Raw genomic sequence first — 18,485 nt, 5'->3', positions numbered from 1 at the left:
ACCTGCTTCGTTAAATTTCAATCCATTGTTTGTGTTTCTTCAAGAGTGCGATGGGGCCACCCAGATGCATCAAATACTTCATCTTCGAGCCGTCTTTCAACACGAGTGCCGCGGTGCCTGTCGCGTGGTGATGGCCTACTTCAGCAACGCCGTAAGTCGGCCCAAGGGACGCGACCATGCCGTGATCGTGATACACGAATTCGTCCATCGTTCCGTTATGACAGAACCGTATGATGTTGTCTGCCACATGCTTGCCCATTTGTTCGGCCACTTGGCCGGTGGGAGGCAGGACCTCGCCATCCTGTGTCGTGAAGCGGGCGCTGTCACCAATGGCAAAGACGTCCGGATGCCCTTGGACCTGCAAGTAGCTGTCGACTTCGATACGATTGCGATCATCGACGGGAAGCCCGGATTGGCGTAATAGGGATGGGGCTTCGACGCCGCCTGTCCAAATGAAGGTATGCGCGTAAAGGCTCCTTCCGCTCGCCAAAAGAACTTCATCGGCGTTCGCTCCGATAACGCGCTCATTCAGAACGAGTCGCACGCCTCGTTCCTGCAATTTTTGCATGGCAACTTGCCGCAGATCATGATGTACGTTCGGCAAAATTTCGTCATGCGCGTGAACGAGGGTCAGTTGAAAATCGTCGGCAGAGAGTTGGTGTTGACGTAGCAGTTTCGGCGCGAAGTCAGCAAGTTCACCCATCAACTCGACGCCGGTTAGCCCGCCGCCAGCGACGACAATTTTGAGATCGTTCGGGTCGCCCGTGCGTCCGTAGCGCAGAAACGAGGCTTCAATGAGTTCGCGGATGGACTTCGCGGTCGCCAATGAGTCCAAGACAAAGGCGTGCTGAGTGAGTCCGGGAATGCCGAATGTGGCTGTTTGACTGCCTAACGCGATGACGAGTTTGTCGTACTCGTAGTAGCCAGCTTCTGTCCAAACCATGTTTTTGTGTAGATCCAGTTCTCGTACGACGTCTTTGACAACGACGCTCGTATCGCGGTGTAGGACATCGCGCAGATCGATCGCGTACGTTTGCGCGTCGTGGCGACCGCCCGCTACTTCGTGCAGCAGTGTTTTGAAATAGTGATAACTATGTTTGTTGATGAGGGTGAACGGAATGTGATGTTTTTCTAAGTGGATGGCCGCGGCGAGACCGCCGTAGCCCGCTCCCAAAATGACGATTTTCGGCTGCAAGGCTCTCGCTCCTCTCTGCCCTCATCATATACGAAAGATGATTCCAAGCGGAGAGAGAAGTGGCGAAGCGGGATCGAAAGACGATGACGAATCATACAAATGGGTCACACTCGTGTGAGTGTGACCTCGGTGAGTTTGCGCTGTCAATCAATAGGCGCCAGCGCCATAGGGCACGAGCAGAATGAACAACACGAAGATGATGAGAAACACGACAGCCCAGCGAGTGTAACCTCCAAATACGCCGTACATATCAGCACCTCCTCGTCGTTCGATGGTTCATCGTACGCAGGAGCCGCGAACGGCGCGTGGACGAATGTCCCGGGTGGTGGAAGAGCAAGGGGGCAGAAAAGAGGGAGGAGAGATGAAAAAAGCCCGGTTTCCCGGGCCGAGCATCTACATCGGAATCAATAGGTATCGGGATCTGGACCGAAGCGGTGATTCTGATTCAACCCGCGAATTTGTTCCATGTCTTCCGGGCTCAGTTCAAAGTCAAAGATATCCGCGTTCTGGATGATGCGATCTCGATGAACGGATTTCGGAATCGTCACGACTTCCTCTTGCAGATCCCACCGCAATACGATTTGCGCCGGCGTCTTGCCGTATTTTCGTGCAAGTTCCTGCAGTACCGGGAGGTCGAGATTGCCACGCATAATGGGGCTCCACGCTTCCAATTGAATCTGGTGTTCGCGGCAAAAAGCGTGTAGCGGTTGCTGTGTCAGCAAAGGATGGTACTCGACCTGATTGACCGTCGGCCTCACTTTGCAGTCGGCGAGAATGTCTTCAAGGTGACGAATCTGGAAGTTGCTGACGCCAATCGCCCGTGCCCGACCTTGCTCGTAAATCGTCTCAAGAGCGCGCCAAGTATCCTTGTACTTTCCGGAGATAGGCCAATGAACCAAGTAAAGATCGACATACTCCATACCAAGGCGCTTCAGGCTTGCGTCGAACGCGCACAGGGTCGAGTCGTAACCTTGGTCGTCATTCCACACCTTTGTGGTGACGAAGATGGAGGCGCGATCGATCCCAGATTCGCGGATGGCCTTGCCAACGCTTTCTTCATTTGCATATAAAGCTGCGGTATCGATATGGCGGTATCCGGCTTCCAATGCGTAGTGAATCGCGGTTTCGACTTCCGTGCCGGCCTGTGCTTTATACACGCCTAGGCCAAACCAGGGCATCTCCACACCATTGTTTAACGTTACCGTGTCCGCGAGATGTTTTGCGGTCATGAAAGCATCCTCCTTTGTCTGCATCCACCAGAGACGATTATAGACCAAGAGCACGCCGCGGTCACAAATTTTGACTTGCCTTATGCGTAAAGTCCAACGGCACCAGTGAGGACCAGACATGGTGACATTCACGTCTAGGCTGGACATTTCGCGCAATTCCGTTCATAGTTGAACTGAGTTCCGAATTGTTAGACGACATATGGGGGATGAGCGCATGGCATACGTCTATCTACTGGATACCACACTGCGCGATGGCACCCAAGGAGAAGGCGTCAGCTTGACAGTGGCAGATAAGCTTAAAATTGCGCAAAAACTGGACGATCTCGGCGTCGCCTACATCGAAGGGGGATTTCCTGGTGCCAATCCGAAAGATCAGGACTTCTTCCGGACGGCCAATGATCGTTTGCATTTAAAGCACGCCAAACTGACGGCCTTCGGCTCAACCAGGCGGCCCTCGACCAAGGCTGAGGACGATGCCGGATTGCAGACTTTGCTCGGCGCCAACACACCTGCCGTCGCCATCGTCGGTAAGGCTTGGGATTTCCATGTCACGGAAGCTTTACGCATTGAACTTGGGCAGAACCTAGACATGATTCGCGACACGGTACGCTATCTAAAGCGGCACGGGCGCGAGGTCATATTCGATGCCGAGCACTTTTTTGACGGCTTTAAGCACAACCGCGCATATGCGCTGGCCACGTTGCACGCAGCAGAAGAGGCCGGTGTCGATTGGGTGGCGCTGTGTGACACCAACGGTGGCAGTTTGCCCGATGAGATTCGCGAGATCGTCGCCACTGTGGTGAGCGAAGTCCGCGTGCAGGTCGGCATTCATACGCATAACGACGGAGAACTCGCCGTAGCCAATACACTTGCTGCCGTCCAGGCCGGCGCTCGCATGGTGCATGGAACCATCAATGGCATTGGGGAACGCTGTGGCAACGCGAATCTGGCCTCCATTATTCCGAACCTCGAACTGAAGCTTGGGTACTCGTGTTTGCCCAGTCGCCAGCATCTGCGCCAATTGACGTCGACGGCGCGTTTTGTCGGCGAGGTGGCGAATCTGGTCTCGCACAGCTATCAGCCGTTTGTGGGTCACAGCGCGTTTGCCCATAAGGGGGGCATACATGTCAGCGCCATCGCTCGCAATTCTGAGACCTATGAGCACATACAACCGGAGCTTGTGGGCAATGAACGTCGCGTCCTGATTTCAGAATTATCTGGCCTGTCAAACGTGCAAAGTCAGGCGGAGGCGTTTGGCATATCGGTGGCCGGGCGATCTGACGATTTGCGGACGCTCCTCGAGAAGATTAAGGAACTTGAATACCTCGGTTATCAGTTTGAAGGTGCGGAAGCGTCTCAGGAACTATTGTTCCGGCGCACACTTGGTGAATTTCAACAACCTTTCGAGGTGTTTTCCGTTCGCGTCGACACAGACGTACAAAGTGAGGCAGATGTCACATCGCAGGCGATTGTCAAACTGGGCGTCGGGGGAGAAATTGTGCACACCGTGTGCGAAGGAAACGGGCCGGTCAACGCCTTGGACGCAGTTCTACGCAAAGCGCTTGCCGCACATAGGCCGGAGATTGCACACATGCATTTGACCGATTACAAAGTGCGCGTACTCGATGAAAAAGACGCGACAGCGGCAAAGGTGCGGGTGTTGATTGAGTCGACCGACGGACAACGCGTATGGCGGACGATTGGCGTATCGGAGAATGTCGTCGAAGCGAGCTGGGAGGCGCTGGTCGACAGCATGAACTACTATTTGGCCATCGTAGTTCCGCAGCGCGAACTGGTGAGCTCAACTTGAATTTGGCTGCTCGGGGCGTCACAATCAGGTGGACGAACCGAGAGGAGATGTTTGTATGGCGACAATGAGAGCTGTTCAAATCGCCCAACGTGGCGGGCCATTGCAACTTGTCGAGTTGCCAATTCCAGAACCCGGTCCGGAACAGGTGCGCATTCGCGTGGAAGCATGCGGCGTGTGCCACGGGGAGATGGTCGCCATCGAGGGGCATCACCCACACATGGTGTATCCGCGGATACCGGGTCACGAAGTCATCGGCGTGATCGACAAGTTGGGGGATGGCGTCGCCGGTTGGCACGTAGGCGAGCGCGTCGGTGTCGGCTGGATGGGCGGCCATGGCGAAGTGACGGGGCTGACGCAGGACGGCGGCTATGCAGAGTATATGGTGGCCTACATCGATGGTCTGGCGCGCGTGCCGGATGGCCTGGAAGCGAAGGCAGCGGCCCCCTTGATGTGCGCTGGCAATACGGTGTTCACTGCCCTTCGCAGCAGCATGGCGCGCCCGGGTGACTTGGTCGCCATTGGTGGCATCGGTGGACTGGGTCACTTGGCGGTTCAATATGCCAGAAAGGCCGGTTATCGCGTTGCGGCCGTATCGCGCGGGCGCGATAAGGAAGAACTGGCAAAATCGCTTGGCGCAGACGTCTACATCGATGCAAAGGCTGACGATCCGGGTGCAGTGTTGCGCGAACTGGGTGGCGCCCGGGTCGCATTGGCGACAGCGCCAAATGCAGCGTCCATCCGGCAATTGTTTGAGGGCCTGGCACCAGGTGGCGAACTGATCATCGTCGCCGGATCGGGAGAGCCCATCGACATCAGTGCTGCGGAAATGCTCGGTGGCAAACGCGCCATGCGCGGCTGGACGGCTGGGCCGGCAGCGGATTCCGAGGCGACTATCCAGTTCAGTCTACTCACGAATGTCGTACCCATGATTGAGACGTTTCCTCTTGAACGAGCTCAGGAAGCGCTGGATAAAATGCTGAATGCCGACGTTCGCTTTCGCGCCGTGTTGTCGATGGCGTAGGAGCTGATGTCATGCAGCAAATAAAGCCTATATCCTGGCAGCGGACACTGTGGACGATGGCCGCTGTCCAGGCTATTATGATGATGGCATTTTCCAGTATGGGACCGTTTCTCGCCCTGTTTATCGGCCAACTGGGTGTCAAGAATGAGCATGCTGTCGAGGTCTGGGCGGGGGTGGTCGCAAGCGCCAACTTCCTGATGTCGGCCATTATGTCACCGATTTGGGGCGGCGTCGCCGATAAGCGGGGCAAGAAGATGATGGTTATGCGCACGACGTTAGCCATCGCCATTGCGACTTGCCTTATGGGGTTTTCCCACAACGTCTATGAACTTCTGATTATCCGTATGTTGCAGGGGGCGTTCAGCGGCTTTTCTGCCTCAGCGAACGCCTTGGTTGCCAGTGTCATTCCCGAGGAACGGCTTGGCTATGCCTTAGGGTGGTTGTCGACGTTTGCTATGGTCGGAAGCCTGCTCGGGCCATTGCTCGGCGGCGTCCTCGTCGATACGTTTCACCACAATTACCGCATCGTCTTCTTTTTGACTGCTCTGTTTGCATCGACAGCGTTTATCTTGACCTGGCTTCTTGTGCGCGAGCCAAGTGGGAAAACGGACGCCAATGCTTCGCGCAAGCGGCTTTCGCTCATCGGACAATTTAAGCTTCTTGGCGAGATGAAGTCGATACAAGTCATGTTTTTTGTTCTGTTTGTTGCGCAATTCTCGGTGATGAGCGTACAGCCTGTGTTGCCGCTGTATATTCGCGAGTTGGCTGGCAAATCGGCGCAACTCGTCGGCATTTTAGGCACGCTATCTGGCGTTTGTTTCGCCGTCACGGGTCTGGCGGACTTGATTTTTTCTCCGTTTCTCGGCAAGCGCAGCGACCGCATCGGTTATAAGCGCGTCTTGTCGATCTCGCTGTTTGGCGCGGCGCTCTGCTATTTGCCACAGGCTTTGGCGCCAAACATCTGGGTCTTCATGCTCGGCCGCTTTGGCCTAGGCATCTTCGTCGGCGGCATTTTGCCGACGGCAAATGCGCTTGTCGGGCGCCTAACGCCGCGTGAACAGCGGGGGCGCATATACGGTTTCACATCGAGCTCGACCTTCCTCGGGAGTTTTGCTGGCCCACTTGTCGGTGGCGCGATATCTGCAGCGTTTGGCATCCGTACAATGCTTGCTGCCGTGATCGGGCTTTATCTTATCAATCTCCTCTGGGTGCGGTTGCGCGTTCAGGAGTGGTCTGACGAGCAAAGCGCAAAAGGTGCCTAACCCAATCAGCGGTATGGCATGTCAGCAAGCGATCAGGCACTTTCGTAGGCTTTCACCACGTGTGCAGAGCCTGCGGGGATGTCTGGTCGCTTTTTACATGGCAGAACAGTTGCTGTGACTGCGACCGCCGCACGATGCTCATCCGCATAGAAATTATCCACCGACACAGGCTATGGGTCATCCGCAGTCTGTTTTTTATGTCAAGTTTTTGCACCGATCCTATTGCCCAATGGAGGTAGATACGCTATGCAGGATGTGGATGCGAAGACCAGGTCTACAGGGCCGCAGCGTGATTCCGATTTAGAGGCTCGTCGCAAAATGGAGCGCAGCTTTGAGGCCATCAGCCCATTCGAGTTTCGGCATGAATTGATCAAACTTGCCCGTGGCCATCAGCGAAAGAGTGCAAAAGCAATGCTGGACGCAGGTCGAGGCAACCCGAACTGGGTCGCGGCTGCGCCGCGCGAAGCGTTCTTTGCACTCGGGCAGTTCGCGATGCAGGAATGCCGACGCGTTTGGGATGATGGCGATCTCGCTGGCATGCCTCGTCGGCCGGGGATCCGTGATCGGTTTCAGGAATTCGTCTCGGCGAACCCAGATCTGCCAGGCATCGACGTATTGGCGGAAGTGGTGAACGAGGGAGAGCACAGGTACGGCTTTGCACCCGATGAATGGTTACACGAGCTGGTCGACGGCATTGTCGGGGATAACTATCCGACGCCGGATCGCATGCTGACGCGTACAGAGCGGGTGGTCGCGCATTTTTTGGCGAAGGAAATCTGCGCGGGTGGCGTCCATCCCGACGACTTACGACTGTTTGCCGTCGAGGGTGCAACCGCGGCGATGTGTTACATTTTCGACTCCTTATTGGCTAATGGCTTAATCGAGCGGGGAGGCAGGGTCGCCATCATGGTGCCCATTTTTCCACCCTATGTCGAGATTCCAGAGTTGGATCGATACGCATTTGACGTGGTCGAGATTCGCGCGACAGGGAGGGATGCCCAAGGGCGCCACACCTGGCAGTATCCGCCCGAGGAGATCGCCAAACTGGCTGACCCGTCCGTGCAGGCATTATTTCTGGTCAATCCGAGCAATCCACCGTCGGTCGCTTTAGACCGCGACACAGTGGCGCAACTAGTGCGCACGATACGGGAACAGAATCCGAATTTGATGATCATCAGCGACGACGTATATGGCACGTTTGTCGATGGGTATCGGTCACTGATGGCGGAGCTTCCCTATAACACGATGCTTGTCTACTCACTTTCCAAGTTCTTTGGTGTCACGGGCTGGCGCCTGGGTGCCATCGCACTTCACCGCGAAAACGTGTTTGACGCCAGGCTGCGGCGATTGCCGAAATCTGAGCAGGAAAAACTCTGTAAGCGATACGGCACCGTTTCGCGCAACCCGGAGGCATTGTCGTTTATCGATCGCATGGTGGCCGACAGTCGCCAGGTTGCTCTCAACCACACGGCTGGCTTATCGACGCCACAGCAGGTTCAGATGGCCATTATGTGCGCGTTCACCATGACGGCGCGCGGTGAGCGCTATAAGCAATTGACGAAAGAGATTTGTCACCGCCGGATGGGACTTTTGTACGATGGGCTCGGACTACCGTTGCCGAACTTGCCGCATGACGCCGATTACTACACCGAGATCGATCTCGAACACTGGTCTGTCAACACGTTTGGCGAGGACTTTACCCAGTATATGCTGGACCGCTACGAGCCTATCGACATTCTCTTTCGGCTGGCCGAGCAATCCGGCATTGTGCTCATGAATGGGGGGGGATTTCACGGCCCGAAGTGGTCTATTCGCATCTCGCTCGCCAACCTGGACGACGAGGCATATGCCGAGATCGGCCATCACCTAAAGGCCGCATTGCAAGAGTATGTGGACGCTTGGCGAAATGAGACGCAAGATACCGCGTCCAAACATGATGCGGAATAGAACTTGTGTTTTATCGATCTAACACTTGAAGTTAGTCTATACTAACTGTAGAATACGTTGTAGAAAGTTGACTACATAGGTCAAGTATCTGGTGTCAACCGAGTATTCTACAGTTAGGAGGACTTCCTTGTGATCGGGCGACGTTTTGGCGTCAAGCAAATCATAATAGGCTTGTTGGCAATGGTGGTCATCGCTGTGTTGGTGTGGCAAGGGTTATCTGCGGGTGGTAATCCGGATCCTACGAGTCCGAATATTGGGCGCGGTGCAGCGATTGTCGATACAGGTATCCTCGTCTTTCGCGAAGGTCTCGAGACGATTCTCGTCTTGTCTGCGATCACGGCGAGCCTCGTTCGCACTGGAAAGGGGTATTGGAAGCCTATTTCCGGCGGCGCTGGGCTCGCCTTTGCGGCAACGCTTGTCACATGGTTCGTTGTCGTTGGCATCATCTCTTTGGTTGGGCAGACGGCACCGGAGCTTTCTATTCAAGCGGGCACAGGTCTGCTTGCCATCGTCGTTTTGCTTATCGTCATGAACTGGTTCTTTCACCGGATTTATTGGACCGGTTGGATCAGCATGCATAACCGCAAGAAGAAAGAGATCATTGATCACCTTGAAACATCTGCGGACACCGGAGCCGCGCAGACCGCGAAGAGCCTTGCCTACCGTGGTTTGGTGATTTTGGGCTTTACGTCCGTCTACCGCGAGGGCTTCGAGGTTGTCCTGTTTTTGCAAAACACGCGGATGCAGGTTGGGTCGGGCGTCGTCGTCATTGGGGCGGCCATTGGCTTGGTGCTGACCATGATGGTTGCCGTGTTGACATTCTTCGCTCACCGCAAACTTCCATATAAACGAATGCTTGTTTTAACAGGCGTCATGCTAGGAGCGGTGCTTCTGGTCATGGTCGGCGAGCAAGTACAAGAAATGCAACAGGCTGGATGGATGCCTTCGACTCCGCTCAACTTGCATCTGCCAGCGTGGACAGGATTGTGGTTCTCGTTGTTCAACAATCTGCAAAGCATTGTCGCACAGCTGATTGCGGCTGTTGTCGTCCTCGGCTCATATTTTGGGGCTCAATATGTGCGCGTCTGGAAACCCCGGCGTGAGGCGGCAAAGGGCATGGCGGTGTAACACCCATTGGTGGTTAAACGCGGCGCGTCTCTGCCTTCTTCCGGCATGCTACAATGGTGTTGTAGGAGAGAACATAGCACCATAGACAGACGGATAGGAGTGGAAGAGGCATGACGTATCAAATGGTGTTTTTCGATATCGATGGCACATTGATTGACGAACATAAACGAATTCCGGCCGACACATTGGAGGCTGTCAAAAGGCTGCAAGAAACCGACGTCGCCGTCGCCATTGCGACCGGGCGAGCACCGGATCAATTCTTGCATATCGCAGAGCAGTTTGGCATTGACTCTTATGTTTGTTGCAATGGGGGATACGCACAGTTTAAAGGTAAGCCGGTATACCGTCGGCCCATTGATCCGAAGTTACTAGAAGCCTTCGCGGAGATGGCGGACAGATATCATCATCCACTTGTCTTTGCAGGCAGTGAGGCTTGTTACGCCAATCAAGAGGATCATCCATTTATTAAGGAAGCGTTCGCTTACCTTGACATTCCAACACTGCCTCTTTACGATCCGGACGGATGGCGAAATCATGAGATTTATCAAGTTTACTTGTACTGCGCGGAAGGTGATGAACAGCCGTTTGTTGAGCGTTTTGCAAGCGACTTCCGCTTTATTCGCCCACACCGCTATTACCTGGATGTATTTCCAAAAGACGTGTCGAAAGCTGGCGGGATTGAGGCGATGCTACGCGAGCTAGGGATTCCACAGGATGCGTCGATTGCGTTTGGCGACGGCGAAAACGACGTCGAAATGCTGTCGTTCGCAGGGCTGGGCATCGCCATGGGCAACGCAAAGCCAACAGTGCAACAGCATGCGGATTATGTAACCAAGCGGGTCGATGACGGCGGGATCGCAGATGCACTCGCTCGCTTTGGACTTATTGATCCGCTTGTCACGGTCTCTCGGTAAGGTGGTAAATGGGAAGCAAGGGCCAGAGGGCCGACAAGGCTACCTACTCCCCGGCAAGCTGTGGGAGATGGGCTGCCTTGTCGCGTCTTGCCATCGATTGTCGTTAGATGGTGTACGGCGTTGCCGTCAGCGATTCCGCCTTGCGCACCGCTTCTTCGAGGGACATGCCGGTAAACGCCTGTGCAGGGAAGAAACGACCACTTTTCTGGTCATCGACGAAAGCGCCGACGGCGATGCCAGGTATCACGCTTTCGACGGAATTGGGCGCATTTGGCCCGCCGAGATCCGTGCGACACCAACCGGGGTCGGCGAGGTTGATCATGACATTCGTTCCCTCGAGACGCGATGCCAAGTCCTTTGTGAACTTATCGAGGGCCGCTTTGCTTGCTGCATATGCCGACTGCTCGGGTTCGTTGCGAATGCCGCTGGTGGTGTTGATGACGCGGCCAAATCCGCGACTGATCATCTTCGGCAACAGTCTGTTACAGATCATGACCGGCGCGATGAAGTTGATGCGAAAGCTCGCTTCAAAATCCTCGACAGGCGTCTTCCAATAATCGGTGCGATATGCGATTTGCACAGCCGCATTGTTGAACACGATGTCGACAGGTGTACCGCGCGTCTCGATTTCATCGAGCATCCGTGTCACTTCGTCGAGATTTTCGAGTTCGGCCGCAACCGAGTACGCCTCAACACCCAGTGCTTGAATATCCTTTTGTAATGGTTCGGTATGGGCAAGGGATCGACTGTGAAGAATCAAGTTGCATCCTTGTTTCGCCATAAAGATGGCCGTTTGATAGCCGACACCTCTGCTGGCACCCGTGATCAATGCCCAACGACCTTGTACATTCACCATGATTGCAACGCTCCCTGGAATCGGTTTCACGGATACCATGGTCCGCACACGGATTCTATCATACTTTTCGGAAGACGTCTTAGACTTCCTTTCCTACCGGGCGTGAGCTACGCTAAGATGGCAGACCAGCGGATGATGGCGCCTGCATAGACAAAGCCGCTGCCAAATCCAGCTAAGAGCAGTGTTTGCCCTGGTTGTATGCGCCCATCGTCGACCGCAATCTGGATTGCCAAAGGAATGCTTGCACTCGACGTGTTGCCATACCACTCACCGCTGAACAGCGTCTTTTCCATGGGCCATCCCATTCGCTCGCAAACCGATTCGATAAGGCGCAGGTTGGCACTGTGCGGAACAAACCAATCGAGTTCGGAGGCTGTCAGACCCGCCTCCGCTAACAACCGCGGGACTTCCGCTTCCAATGTTTGAACTGCCAACTTAAAGACTTCACGGCCGCTTTGCACGATACACCCGTTACCCCCAACCGGCGTTCCTTGCACATCCGGACGCAGGCCGGCGCGATACAGGAGGTGTGCGGCATGGCCGACCGTGTGATTCCCGACGGCCAGTACGCCCGGTTGCGCCGCGGGTTCGACGAGACAGGCGCCTGCACCATCGCCAAACAGGATACAGGTGGACCGGTCCGTATAGTCTGTCACCTTAGACAGCGTTTCACCGCCCACCACCAATACCTTTTGTGCCATGCCACTGGCGACAAAGGCCGTCGCAACTTGTATGCCGTAGACAAAACCGGCACAGGCGGCGGATAGGTCGATGGCACCTGCGCGCTCAATGCCAAGGCGCGCTTGTAGCTGCGCGGCTACACTTGGCATGGGGTGATCGGGCGTAATGGTGGCAACCACAATCATGTCGACATCCGCCAGCGACACAGAAAAGCGTTGGATCATATTTTCAGCGGCACGATAGCAAAGGTCACTTGTAAATTCTGAAGGGTCGGCGATGTGCCGTTCGCGTATACCTGTGCGTTGAACGATCCACTCGTCTGTTGTCTCGACTGTCTCCGAGAGATCCTTGTTGCTTACAATGCGGTTTGGTACATATGCACCAAAAGCGGTAATGGCGGCGTGGTACGGTCGTTGGCAGGAAGTGGGCATGCCGTCACGTCCTCTCGAAGTTTGTCGAATATAGCTATATGTCAGATTGACGGCGTTATGAAGCCAGAGGGCACGTCAGGTTGTCGCGGTGCACATAGTGAGTGAGCAAGGTGCGCCACCGCCAAGAGTAAACAAAGCTGTGTCGCCGTTTGATACGCGATCAAGAGGCTAAATTCCTGCTGGAACTGCAAGGGAGGCTGTGCTATGGAGAAGCGCGGCAAATGGACAATTCTCAGATCTGAAGTGAAGTATAAGAATCCTTGGCTTTCCGTCGTTGAGCACGAGGTCGTACGTCCGGACGGGAAGCTTGGCATATATGGCGTGATCGACGCGGGATACAATGCCGCCACCGTTGCGATTGACGGTGAGTTTAACGTCATTTTGGTTGACGAGTTCGTCTTTCCGTTTGGCGTCGTGCAGCCGCAAATACCCAGCGGGCAGTTTCGCGATGACGAGGAGCCGCAGGCCGCTGCTTCTCGCGAACTGTTCGAGGAGACAGGCGTCACGGCGACCTCTTGGGTGAGCTTGGGGACCTTTCAACTGAGCGGGGGGATTTCAACACAGGTTAGCCACCTGTTCCTCGCACAGAACTTGTCCTTCGGCGAAAGAATGTTGGAAGGAACAGAACAGATAGAGATGCGGAAAGTTCCGTTCGCGGACGCCTTGGCCATGTGTCTCGACGGTCGCATTCAAGACTCGGTCTCCTTGGTCGGGCTCTTGCGGGCTGCAAAGTGGTTGCGGCAAAAAGGGAGTTTGAAGGGTTAGGCCCTTGCCATCTGGACCTAATCTGTACTGATGAGTGCGAAGGGGCGTGTATGATGCAACTGGGACATCAAGTGTATCCATTGAATATGGCGACAGACGTCAAAGTGCCGGCGCTATCTCTACCAGCTATGCTTATGCAATCCATCGAGCGGTATCGAGAGCGGATCGCCCTTGTCGCTGGTGAGCGCCGCGTTACCTACGGCCAACTTGGCGACGATGTACAGGCTTTTGCGGCTGCCTTGCAGGCTATCGGCGTCGGGGTTGGCGATCGCGTTGCATTGATGTTGCCCAACTGCCCGGAGTATGTGACAGCCTACTACGGGACGCTCACGGCAGGGGCCGTTGTTGCGCAAATCAATCCGATGTCTGTGGATCGCGAATTGGATACTCTGCTTCGGGACTCCGGGGTGATCGTGCTCGTGGGGATGGTAAAGGCCAAAGCTAGGCTAGAAGCGTGCCGCCGGGAGAGCGCGATCCATACATTGATCCTAGTCGATACAGAAACACCAAAGCGCGCGATCACGTCTGTAAGGCTGGGGGAAACAGAGCGGGTATACAGCTTTGACGAGTTTTTAAGAAACGGGCGTGCTCTAGGCGTGACACCTGTTTCGTTTGACCCAAGTACACACCTAGCAGCCCTGCAGTATACGGGCGGCACCACTGGCCAGCCAAAGGCGGCGATGTTGACGCATCGCAATCTGGTTGCCAACGTTGTACAAGCTGCGCATTTCTATCAAAGTGCGTTGCTGCCCGGCAAAGATGTCTTTCTTGCCGCGTTGCCCTTGTTTCACGCCTTTGGCATGACCCTGTGCATGAATGTTCCACTGTGCCTGGGAAATCGCGTCGTGCTTATGCACAGGTTTGATGCTGAACTCGTGGTTGACGTGATTGAACGTGAACAGGTCGATATCTATCCCGGCGTGCCCACAATGTTTATTGCCATTGCCAATTTGCCCAACCTGCAGCCCGCGAGGCTTGCTTCTTTGCGGCTTTGTATCAGCGGTGGCGGGCCGCTCGCGCCCGACGTCCTGATCTCGTTTGAACATCTTGCCGGCTGTCCGGTTCTAGAAGGGTACGGTTTGTCCGAAACATCTCCCATCACGCATTGCAACCCCCCGTTTGCGCAGCGCAAACCCGGCACGGTAGGGGTGCCGTTTCCTTCGACCGAGTGTCGCATTGTCGATCTCGCCGATCACGCACGCGAGTTGCCGGCAGGCCAACTTGGCGAACTGGTCGTACGAGGTCCGCAGGTCATGCAGGGATACTGGCGAATGCCCGTGGAGACTACCGACGTGCTCAAAGACGGCTGGTTTTCTACGGGGGATCTCGCCGTCGCCGACGAGGAAGGTTATATCTCGATTGTCGATCGCAAGAAGGACATGATTATCGCCAGTGGGTACAACGTATATCCACGCGAAGTCGAGGATGTTCTGTATCGACATCCGAAAGTTCGAGAAGCGATTGTCGTCGGTGTACCAGACGCATATCGCGGTGAGACGGTCAAGGCCTGTATCGTGTTGAAGCCAGGTGCGCAACTTAGTGAAAATGAGCTGAAGGAACATTGTCGACAATATCTGGCGGCGTACAAAGTGCCAACGCAAGTCGCCTTTGTCGACGAACTTCCGAAAAGTGCGGTTGGAAAGTTATTGCGTCGCGCTTTACGAACATGATGGACCGTCGTGATAAGGAGGGCGTCAAATGGCAAGTAGCCGGTGGCGGATGCTTATGGCGGCAGGCTTGTGCGCCGCCATGTTAACGGGATGTGCCAATGAGCATGCTGTTTCGCCAGAAAACGCAAAACAACATGGAATACAGTCACATAACGGAGCAAACGCGGCGACTTCGACGCCGGCTGGGAGCCCAAGTATCACGTCGAAACCGCTGCCCGCAGGTGTCACGAATGTGCAACAGCTTGCCTATCAGCTTCGTGGCGAACTTTTGAAGCAGATATCCAATCCAGCCCAAGGCCAGGTGTGCCTTGACAACGCGTGCACCACGGCGGTGACGTCGTTTACTGGACCATCGTCGGAGAATCCGAAGGACACGTTGACGATGGCATTTTATCAAATGAAAACCGGTTGGTACGTTCTTGTCGCACCGACGGTGGGAAACGCGTTGGCGACCGCGCAGCAGATTGCCAAGGCCCATCTCGCGTTTCCCAGCCAATCGGGCGTTCTCGTCGTCCGCGACGGCGAGATGGAGTGGTATTGGCTCACACAAGGGCGTGAGTGGACGAAACGACAGCCGTTTGTCAGCCGTTAGCTGAGCTTGTTTGCCAACGCGATAAACGCATCGACATCGGCTGCGGCGAGATCGACCGCAGATTGCCAGAAGCCTTGCTCCTCCAGGTTGACGCCCAGATGTTTCGCGGCGAGCTCTTCCACGCGCATGCGTCCCGTGTCGCGCAGTAGTGCGACATATTTCTTTGCGAAGGCAGGGCCTTCGCGCAGAGCTTGCGCATATATGCCGCTGCTGAACAGAAATCCGAACGTGTATGGGAAGTTATAAAACGGCGTTCCTGTAATGTAGAAGTGAAGCTTCGACGCCCAAAAGTGCGGATGATAACTCGCCAGAGCGTCCTGGTAGGCTTCGCGCTGTGCTGCGACCATCAATTCATTTAGGCGATCCGCCTTGACAAACCCTTTGCGGCGCTCTTCATAAAACCTTGTTTCAAACAGGAAGCGCGCATGAATGTTCATCAACATCGCGACCGCGCGGCCGATTTTTTCGTCGAGCAGTGCCAGCTTTTCTGTGTCGCTCTCGGCTTCCCGGATAGCCGCGTCCGAGACGATGGCCTCTGCGAACGTCGATGCTGTTTCCGCGACATTCATTGCATAATTGCTGAGCAACTGCGGCAGACCGCGCATCACGTGCTGGTGATAGGCATGTCCAAGTTCGTGCGCCAGCGTCGCGACATTGCCGGGCGTGCCGGAGAACGTCACGAAAATGCGCGTTTGCTGGCTGACAGGAAAGCTGGTGCAAAATCCACCAGGCCGCTTTCCGGGTCTATCTTCCGACTCGATCCACCGATTCTCGAAACAGGAATCCGCAAACCTCGCCATATCTTCACTAAAGCGCGCAAAATGACGGACGATGAACGCGCGGGCTTCGTCGTAGGACACTTTGTGCGAGGCGGCATCATAAAGTGGTGCGTCGACGTCTTCCCAGCGCAACTTTTTCACCCCAAGAAGGTTGGCCTTCGCCTCTAAGAAACGTACCATCGCTCGCTTATTTTGTTCGATCACGCTCCACATGGCATGTAGAGTGTGTTCCGACATGCGGTTTATTTCCAAGGGCTCTCGCAGAACCGACGTCCATCCTCGTGCTTCATAGACGGCAAGCCTGTATCCAGCAAGATGGTTGAGCGCGTCTGCACACAAATCGGCTTCGCCAGCCCATGCTTTTTCCCAGATGGCAAACAGTTTTTCCCGATCGCTCGCCTGCGCTGAAGCGATCCGGTTAGCCAACTGTCCCATTGAGACTTGTTCGTGTTGTCCATCGATTTCGATATCAGCATGCATCCGGCCGACAATGGTGTCGTACAGCTCGCCCCAAGCGCTATAACCGTCCACTGATAACTTTGCAATGAGTTTCTCTTCTGGCGCGGGTAATTGTTCCTTGGCGCGCCGAACCCGTTCCTGTAAGGCAAACGCCAAATCGCTGATTTGAGGTTGCGCGAGAAGTTCGGAGAAAGCCGAGTCGTTGAGAGAAGTTAGAAGTTCGTTAAAGCTGGTCAAGGCGCTTGTGAACGTGGCGCGCATGTTCTGCAGGCGTCCAAGCAACCATTTGGCGTCTGCGTCACGAACATCTTGTGCCGTGAGGCAGGAGATGAAAGCTCCACTTTCGCGCGTGCGCGCGGCGATTTCCTGCATATCGAGCACCAGTTGCGCAAGTGTCCTAGCCTCGGCGTTTCCACGTTGGACGAGGTCGTCACATGCGCTCGTAAAATGGCGTATCCGTGTGTCGAGATCGTCGAGAAACGCGTGAAATGATTGGGATTTGCTGCCGCCTGCAAAAATGACGTCCAAATCCCATGTCTGCTGCGAACGATGAGTCAAGCGTATCGCCTCCTTAAGACCATTATAGTAAACGTTTAACTCTATCATCTTTACATTGCATGTATTTCTTTGCCTATGCGTTCTTTACAACGTTCGCCAGTTCGGCTAATCTGCAGGTGGCACACTGCTGAAAGATGTTTGGAGGCTTTGCCATGGAGCGCTGCGGCTGGGTACATCATGATCCGCTTTATGTTCGCTACCACGACGAAGAGTGGGGCGTCCCGGTATACAATGACCGCAAACTGTTCGAATTTCTGGTTTTGGAGAGCGCACAGGCGGGGCTCAGTTGGTATACAATCTTAAAAAAGCGGGAAGCGTACCGTCGAGCGTTTGCGGGGTTTGATCCAGTGCAGGTGGCGGCGTTTGGTGAGGAAGAAATTGCTGCGTTGTTGTCCGAGGGCTCCGAGATTGTGCGCAATCGCGCGAAAGTGGAGGCGGCCATCAACAACGCCGCAAAATTTGCCGAAATCCAGGCCCGTTGTGGTTCCTTCGCAAACTATCTGTGGTCCTTTGTCGATGGCAGGCCAATTGTCAACGCGTTTCGCGACGTCGCGGAAGTACCCGCGAAAACGCCGCTTTCGGAGCGGATCAGCCGCGAATGGAAGCAAGCAGGATTTCAATTTGTGGGGCCAACAATCGTTTACTCGTACATGCAGGCTGTGGGCGTGACAATGGATCACGTGGTCTCGTGTTTTCGCTATGCAGCGCTAGCCGGCTCGTCTGCTGTTCGCTAATCGGTTCAACGTCGGGGTGTGTTTTGACGTCTCGTTTTCTCTGCCACTCGTTTTCCGCGGCGCTTCCGTTTTGTCGTCGCTGGCTCGCCCAAGATGGCCTGCAACAAGGCTTGCACATGACGGAGTTCGGCAATGAGCTCCGAATCCGGGACAGAGAGGATTCGTTGTTCCAGGCGCGGGTGAATCAGCGGCAAGGCCTGATTGACGATGACGCGGTCGAATCCATGAGCATTGGCGCGGACCCGTTCCTCCATCAGCTCGATGGCAGCGAGCGTTCGTTCAGCCGTGGTTTCTCCCTGTAGTTGTGGCGATTCATCGCTTTCGTTCATGACTCACCCTCCTGTCGTCCGAGGATACTAACACCTTACGTTGCCTCACGTCGGTGAGAGGCGGCCCTTATCCATGATGGTGGGATGGCGGCTTGAGTATGATTGACCCAGAGATATGAAGAGTG

General features: G+C 55.1%; 16 protein-coding genes. 10 read left to right on the top strand and 6 right to left on the bottom strand.

All coding sequences use genetic code 11. The features are described 5' to 3' along the window. Nucleotides 1–10 precede the first annotated feature (10 nt). Together QMF38_RS08660 and QMF38_RS08655 are read right to left on the bottom strand one after the other, a co-directional pair. Nucleotides 11–1,195 carry an NAD(P)/FAD-dependent oxidoreductase gene (locus QMF38_RS08660; protein WP_058095693.1) on the bottom strand — a complete coding sequence of 395 codons (1,185 nt, stop codon included), beginning with the start codon at nucleotides 1,193–1,195 and terminating at the stop codon, nucleotides 11–13. 404 nt (nucleotides 1,196–1,599) lie between these two features. Further along, nucleotides 1,600–2,424: an aldo/keto reductase gene (locus QMF38_RS08655; protein WP_058095543.1), complete on the bottom strand. Its 825-nt coding sequence runs from the start codon at nucleotides 2,422–2,424 to the stop codon at nucleotides 1,600–1,602. A gap of 214 nt (nucleotides 2,425–2,638) precedes the next feature. On the opposite strand from QMF38_RS08655, the gene cimA reads away from it, so the two are divergent. The 6 genes from cimA to QMF38_RS08625 all read left to right on the top strand — a co-directional run bounded on the left by cimA (nucleotide 2,639) and on the right by QMF38_RS08625 (nucleotide 10,506). Then, a complete protein-coding gene (gene cimA / locus QMF38_RS08650) occupies nucleotides 2,639–4,234 on the top strand; it encodes a citramalate synthase (protein ID WP_058095542.1) in 1,596 nt (531 codons plus the stop codon). A 55-nt stretch (nucleotides 4,235–4,289) separates the two neighbouring features. Further along, complete coding sequence (locus QMF38_RS08645) at nucleotides 4,290–5,255, top strand: zinc-binding dehydrogenase (RefSeq protein ID WP_058095541.1); 966 nt, start codon at nucleotides 4,290–4,292, stop codon at nucleotides 5,253–5,255. 11 nt (nucleotides 5,256–5,266) lie between these two features. Then, the gene (locus QMF38_RS08640) at nucleotides 5,267–6,517 is read left to right on the top strand and encodes an MFS transporter (RefSeq protein ID WP_083496235.1); all 1,251 of its coding nucleotides are present in this window, start codon (nucleotides 5,267–5,269) and stop codon (nucleotides 6,515–6,517) included. 246 nt (nucleotides 6,518–6,763) lie between these two features. Then, entirely contained in the window at nucleotides 6,764–8,464 is a 1,701-nt protein-coding gene (aspD, locus tag QMF38_RS08635) for an aspartate 4-decarboxylase (RefSeq protein WP_309298698.1), read from the top strand. A gap of 129 nt (nucleotides 8,465–8,593) precedes the next feature. Further along, nucleotides 8,594–9,592, top strand: a complete 999-nt coding sequence (locus QMF38_RS08630; protein WP_232302369.1) for an FTR1 family iron permease — start codon at nucleotides 8,594–8,596, stop codon at nucleotides 9,590–9,592. Between the two features lie 110 nt (nucleotides 9,593–9,702). Next, nucleotides 9,703–10,506, top strand: coding sequence for a Cof-type HAD-IIB family hydrolase (locus QMF38_RS08625; protein WP_058095540.1), 804 nt, complete (start codon nucleotides 9,703–9,705; stop codon nucleotides 10,504–10,506). Between the two features lie 103 nt (nucleotides 10,507–10,609). On the opposite strand, the gene QMF38_RS08620 is transcribed toward QMF38_RS08625, so the two are convergent. Together QMF38_RS08620 and QMF38_RS08615 are read right to left on the bottom strand one after the other, a co-directional pair. Next, entirely contained in the window at nucleotides 10,610–11,362 is a 753-nt protein-coding gene (locus QMF38_RS08620; protein ID WP_058095539.1) for an SDR family NAD(P)-dependent oxidoreductase, read from the bottom strand. Nucleotides 11,363–11,469: 107 nt separating this feature from the next. Next, nucleotides 11,470–12,474, bottom strand: coding sequence for a ketoacyl-ACP synthase III (locus tag QMF38_RS08615; protein ID WP_058095538.1), 1,005 nt, complete (start codon nucleotides 12,472–12,474; stop codon nucleotides 11,470–11,472). A gap of 204 nt (nucleotides 12,475–12,678) precedes the next feature. On the opposite strand from QMF38_RS08615, the gene QMF38_RS08610 reads away from it, so the two are divergent. The 3 genes from QMF38_RS08610 to QMF38_RS08600 are packed head-to-tail and all read left to right on the top strand — an operon-like array spanning nucleotide 12,679 to nucleotide 15,501. Then, nucleotides 12,679–13,239: an NUDIX domain-containing protein gene (locus QMF38_RS08610; protein WP_281759192.1), complete on the top strand. Its 561-nt coding sequence runs from the start codon at nucleotides 12,679–12,681 to the stop codon at nucleotides 13,237–13,239. A gap of 53 nt (nucleotides 13,240–13,292) precedes the next feature. Further along, nucleotides 13,293–14,909, top strand: coding sequence for a long-chain-fatty-acid--CoA ligase (locus QMF38_RS08605; protein WP_083496234.1), 1,617 nt, complete (start codon nucleotides 13,293–13,295; stop codon nucleotides 14,907–14,909). Nucleotides 14,910–14,937: 28 nt separating this feature from the next. Then, a complete protein-coding gene (locus QMF38_RS08600; RefSeq protein ID WP_058095535.1) occupies nucleotides 14,938–15,501 on the top strand; it encodes a hypothetical protein in 564 nt (187 codons plus the stop codon). Here QMF38_RS08600 and QMF38_RS08595 read toward each other — a convergent pair. Beyond that, on the bottom strand, nucleotides 15,498–17,345 hold the full coding sequence (locus QMF38_RS08595; RefSeq protein ID WP_083496233.1) for a M3 family oligoendopeptidase: 1,848 nt from the start codon (nucleotides 17,343–17,345) through the stop codon (nucleotides 15,498–15,500). The two genes, QMF38_RS08600 and QMF38_RS08595, sit on opposite strands and share 4 nt — an antisense overlap. Before the next feature lie 104 nt (nucleotides 17,346–17,449). Between QMF38_RS08595 and QMF38_RS08590 the strand changes: the two genes are divergently transcribed. Then, a complete protein-coding gene (locus QMF38_RS08590; RefSeq protein WP_058095533.1) occupies nucleotides 17,450–18,031 on the top strand; it encodes a DNA-3-methyladenine glycosylase I in 582 nt (193 codons plus the stop codon). Between the two features lie 5 nt (nucleotides 18,032–18,036). Here QMF38_RS08590 and QMF38_RS08585 read toward each other — a convergent pair whose 3' ends face one another. Continuing rightward, the gene (locus QMF38_RS08585) at nucleotides 18,037–18,360 is read right to left on the bottom strand and encodes a hypothetical protein (protein ID WP_058095532.1); all 324 of its coding nucleotides are present in this window, start codon (nucleotides 18,358–18,360) and stop codon (nucleotides 18,037–18,039) included. Nucleotides 18,361–18,485 lie beyond the last annotated feature (125 nt).

The organism is Alicyclobacillus hesperidum subsp. aegles (assembly GCF_027923525.1).
Lineage (GTDB): Bacteria > Bacillota > Bacilli > Alicyclobacillales > Alicyclobacillaceae > Alicyclobacillus > Alicyclobacillus aegles.
The sequence above is the reverse complement of the archived record's forward strand: the minus strand, read 5'-3'. Positions and strand labels throughout refer to the sequence as shown.

Excerpts from the sequence above, each read along its gene's own strand:
- QMF38_RS08605 (WP_083496234.1), top strand. The coding sequence starts at position 13,293 with ATGCAACTGGGACATCAAGTGTATCCATTGAATATGGCGACAGACGTC.
- QMF38_RS08600 (WP_058095535.1), top strand. The coding sequence starts at position 14,938 with ATGGCAAGTAGCCGGTGGCGGATGCTTATGGCGGCAGGCTTGTGCGCC.
- QMF38_RS08620 (WP_058095539.1), bottom strand. The coding sequence starts at position 11,362 with ATGGTGAATGTACAAGGTCGTTGGGCATTGATCACGGGTGCCAGCAGA.
- QMF38_RS08585 (WP_058095532.1), bottom strand. The coding sequence starts at position 18,360 with ATGAACGAAAGCGATGAATCGCCACAACTACAGGGAGAAACCACGGCT.
- QMF38_RS08655 (WP_058095543.1), bottom strand. The coding sequence starts at position 2,424 with ATGACCGCAAAACATCTCGCGGACACGGTAACGTTAAACAATGGTGTG.
- aspD (WP_309298698.1), top strand. The coding sequence starts at position 6,764 with ATGCAGGATGTGGATGCGAAGACCAGGTCTACAGGGCCGCAGCGTGAT.
- QMF38_RS08615 (WP_058095538.1), bottom strand. The coding sequence starts at position 12,474 with ATGCCCACTTCCTGCCAACGACCGTACCACGCCGCCATTACCGCTTTT.
- QMF38_RS08645 (WP_058095541.1), top strand. The coding sequence starts at position 4,290 with ATGGCGACAATGAGAGCTGTTCAAATCGCCCAACGTGGCGGGCCATTG.
- QMF38_RS08640 (WP_083496235.1), top strand. The coding sequence starts at position 5,267 with ATGCAGCAAATAAAGCCTATATCCTGGCAGCGGACACTGTGGACGATG.
- QMF38_RS08625 (WP_058095540.1), top strand. The coding sequence starts at position 9,703 with ATGACGTATCAAATGGTGTTTTTCGATATCGATGGCACATTGATTGAC.
- cimA (WP_058095542.1), top strand. The coding sequence starts at position 2,639 with ATGGCATACGTCTATCTACTGGATACCACACTGCGCGATGGCACCCAA.
- QMF38_RS08590 (WP_058095533.1), top strand. The coding sequence starts at position 17,450 with ATGGAGCGCTGCGGCTGGGTACATCATGATCCGCTTTATGTTCGCTAC.
- QMF38_RS08595 (WP_083496233.1), bottom strand. The coding sequence starts at position 17,345 with ATGATAGAGTTAAACGTTTACTATAATGGTCTTAAGGAGGCGATACGC.
- QMF38_RS08610 (WP_281759192.1), top strand. The coding sequence starts at position 12,679 with ATGGAGAAGCGCGGCAAATGGACAATTCTCAGATCTGAAGTGAAGTAT.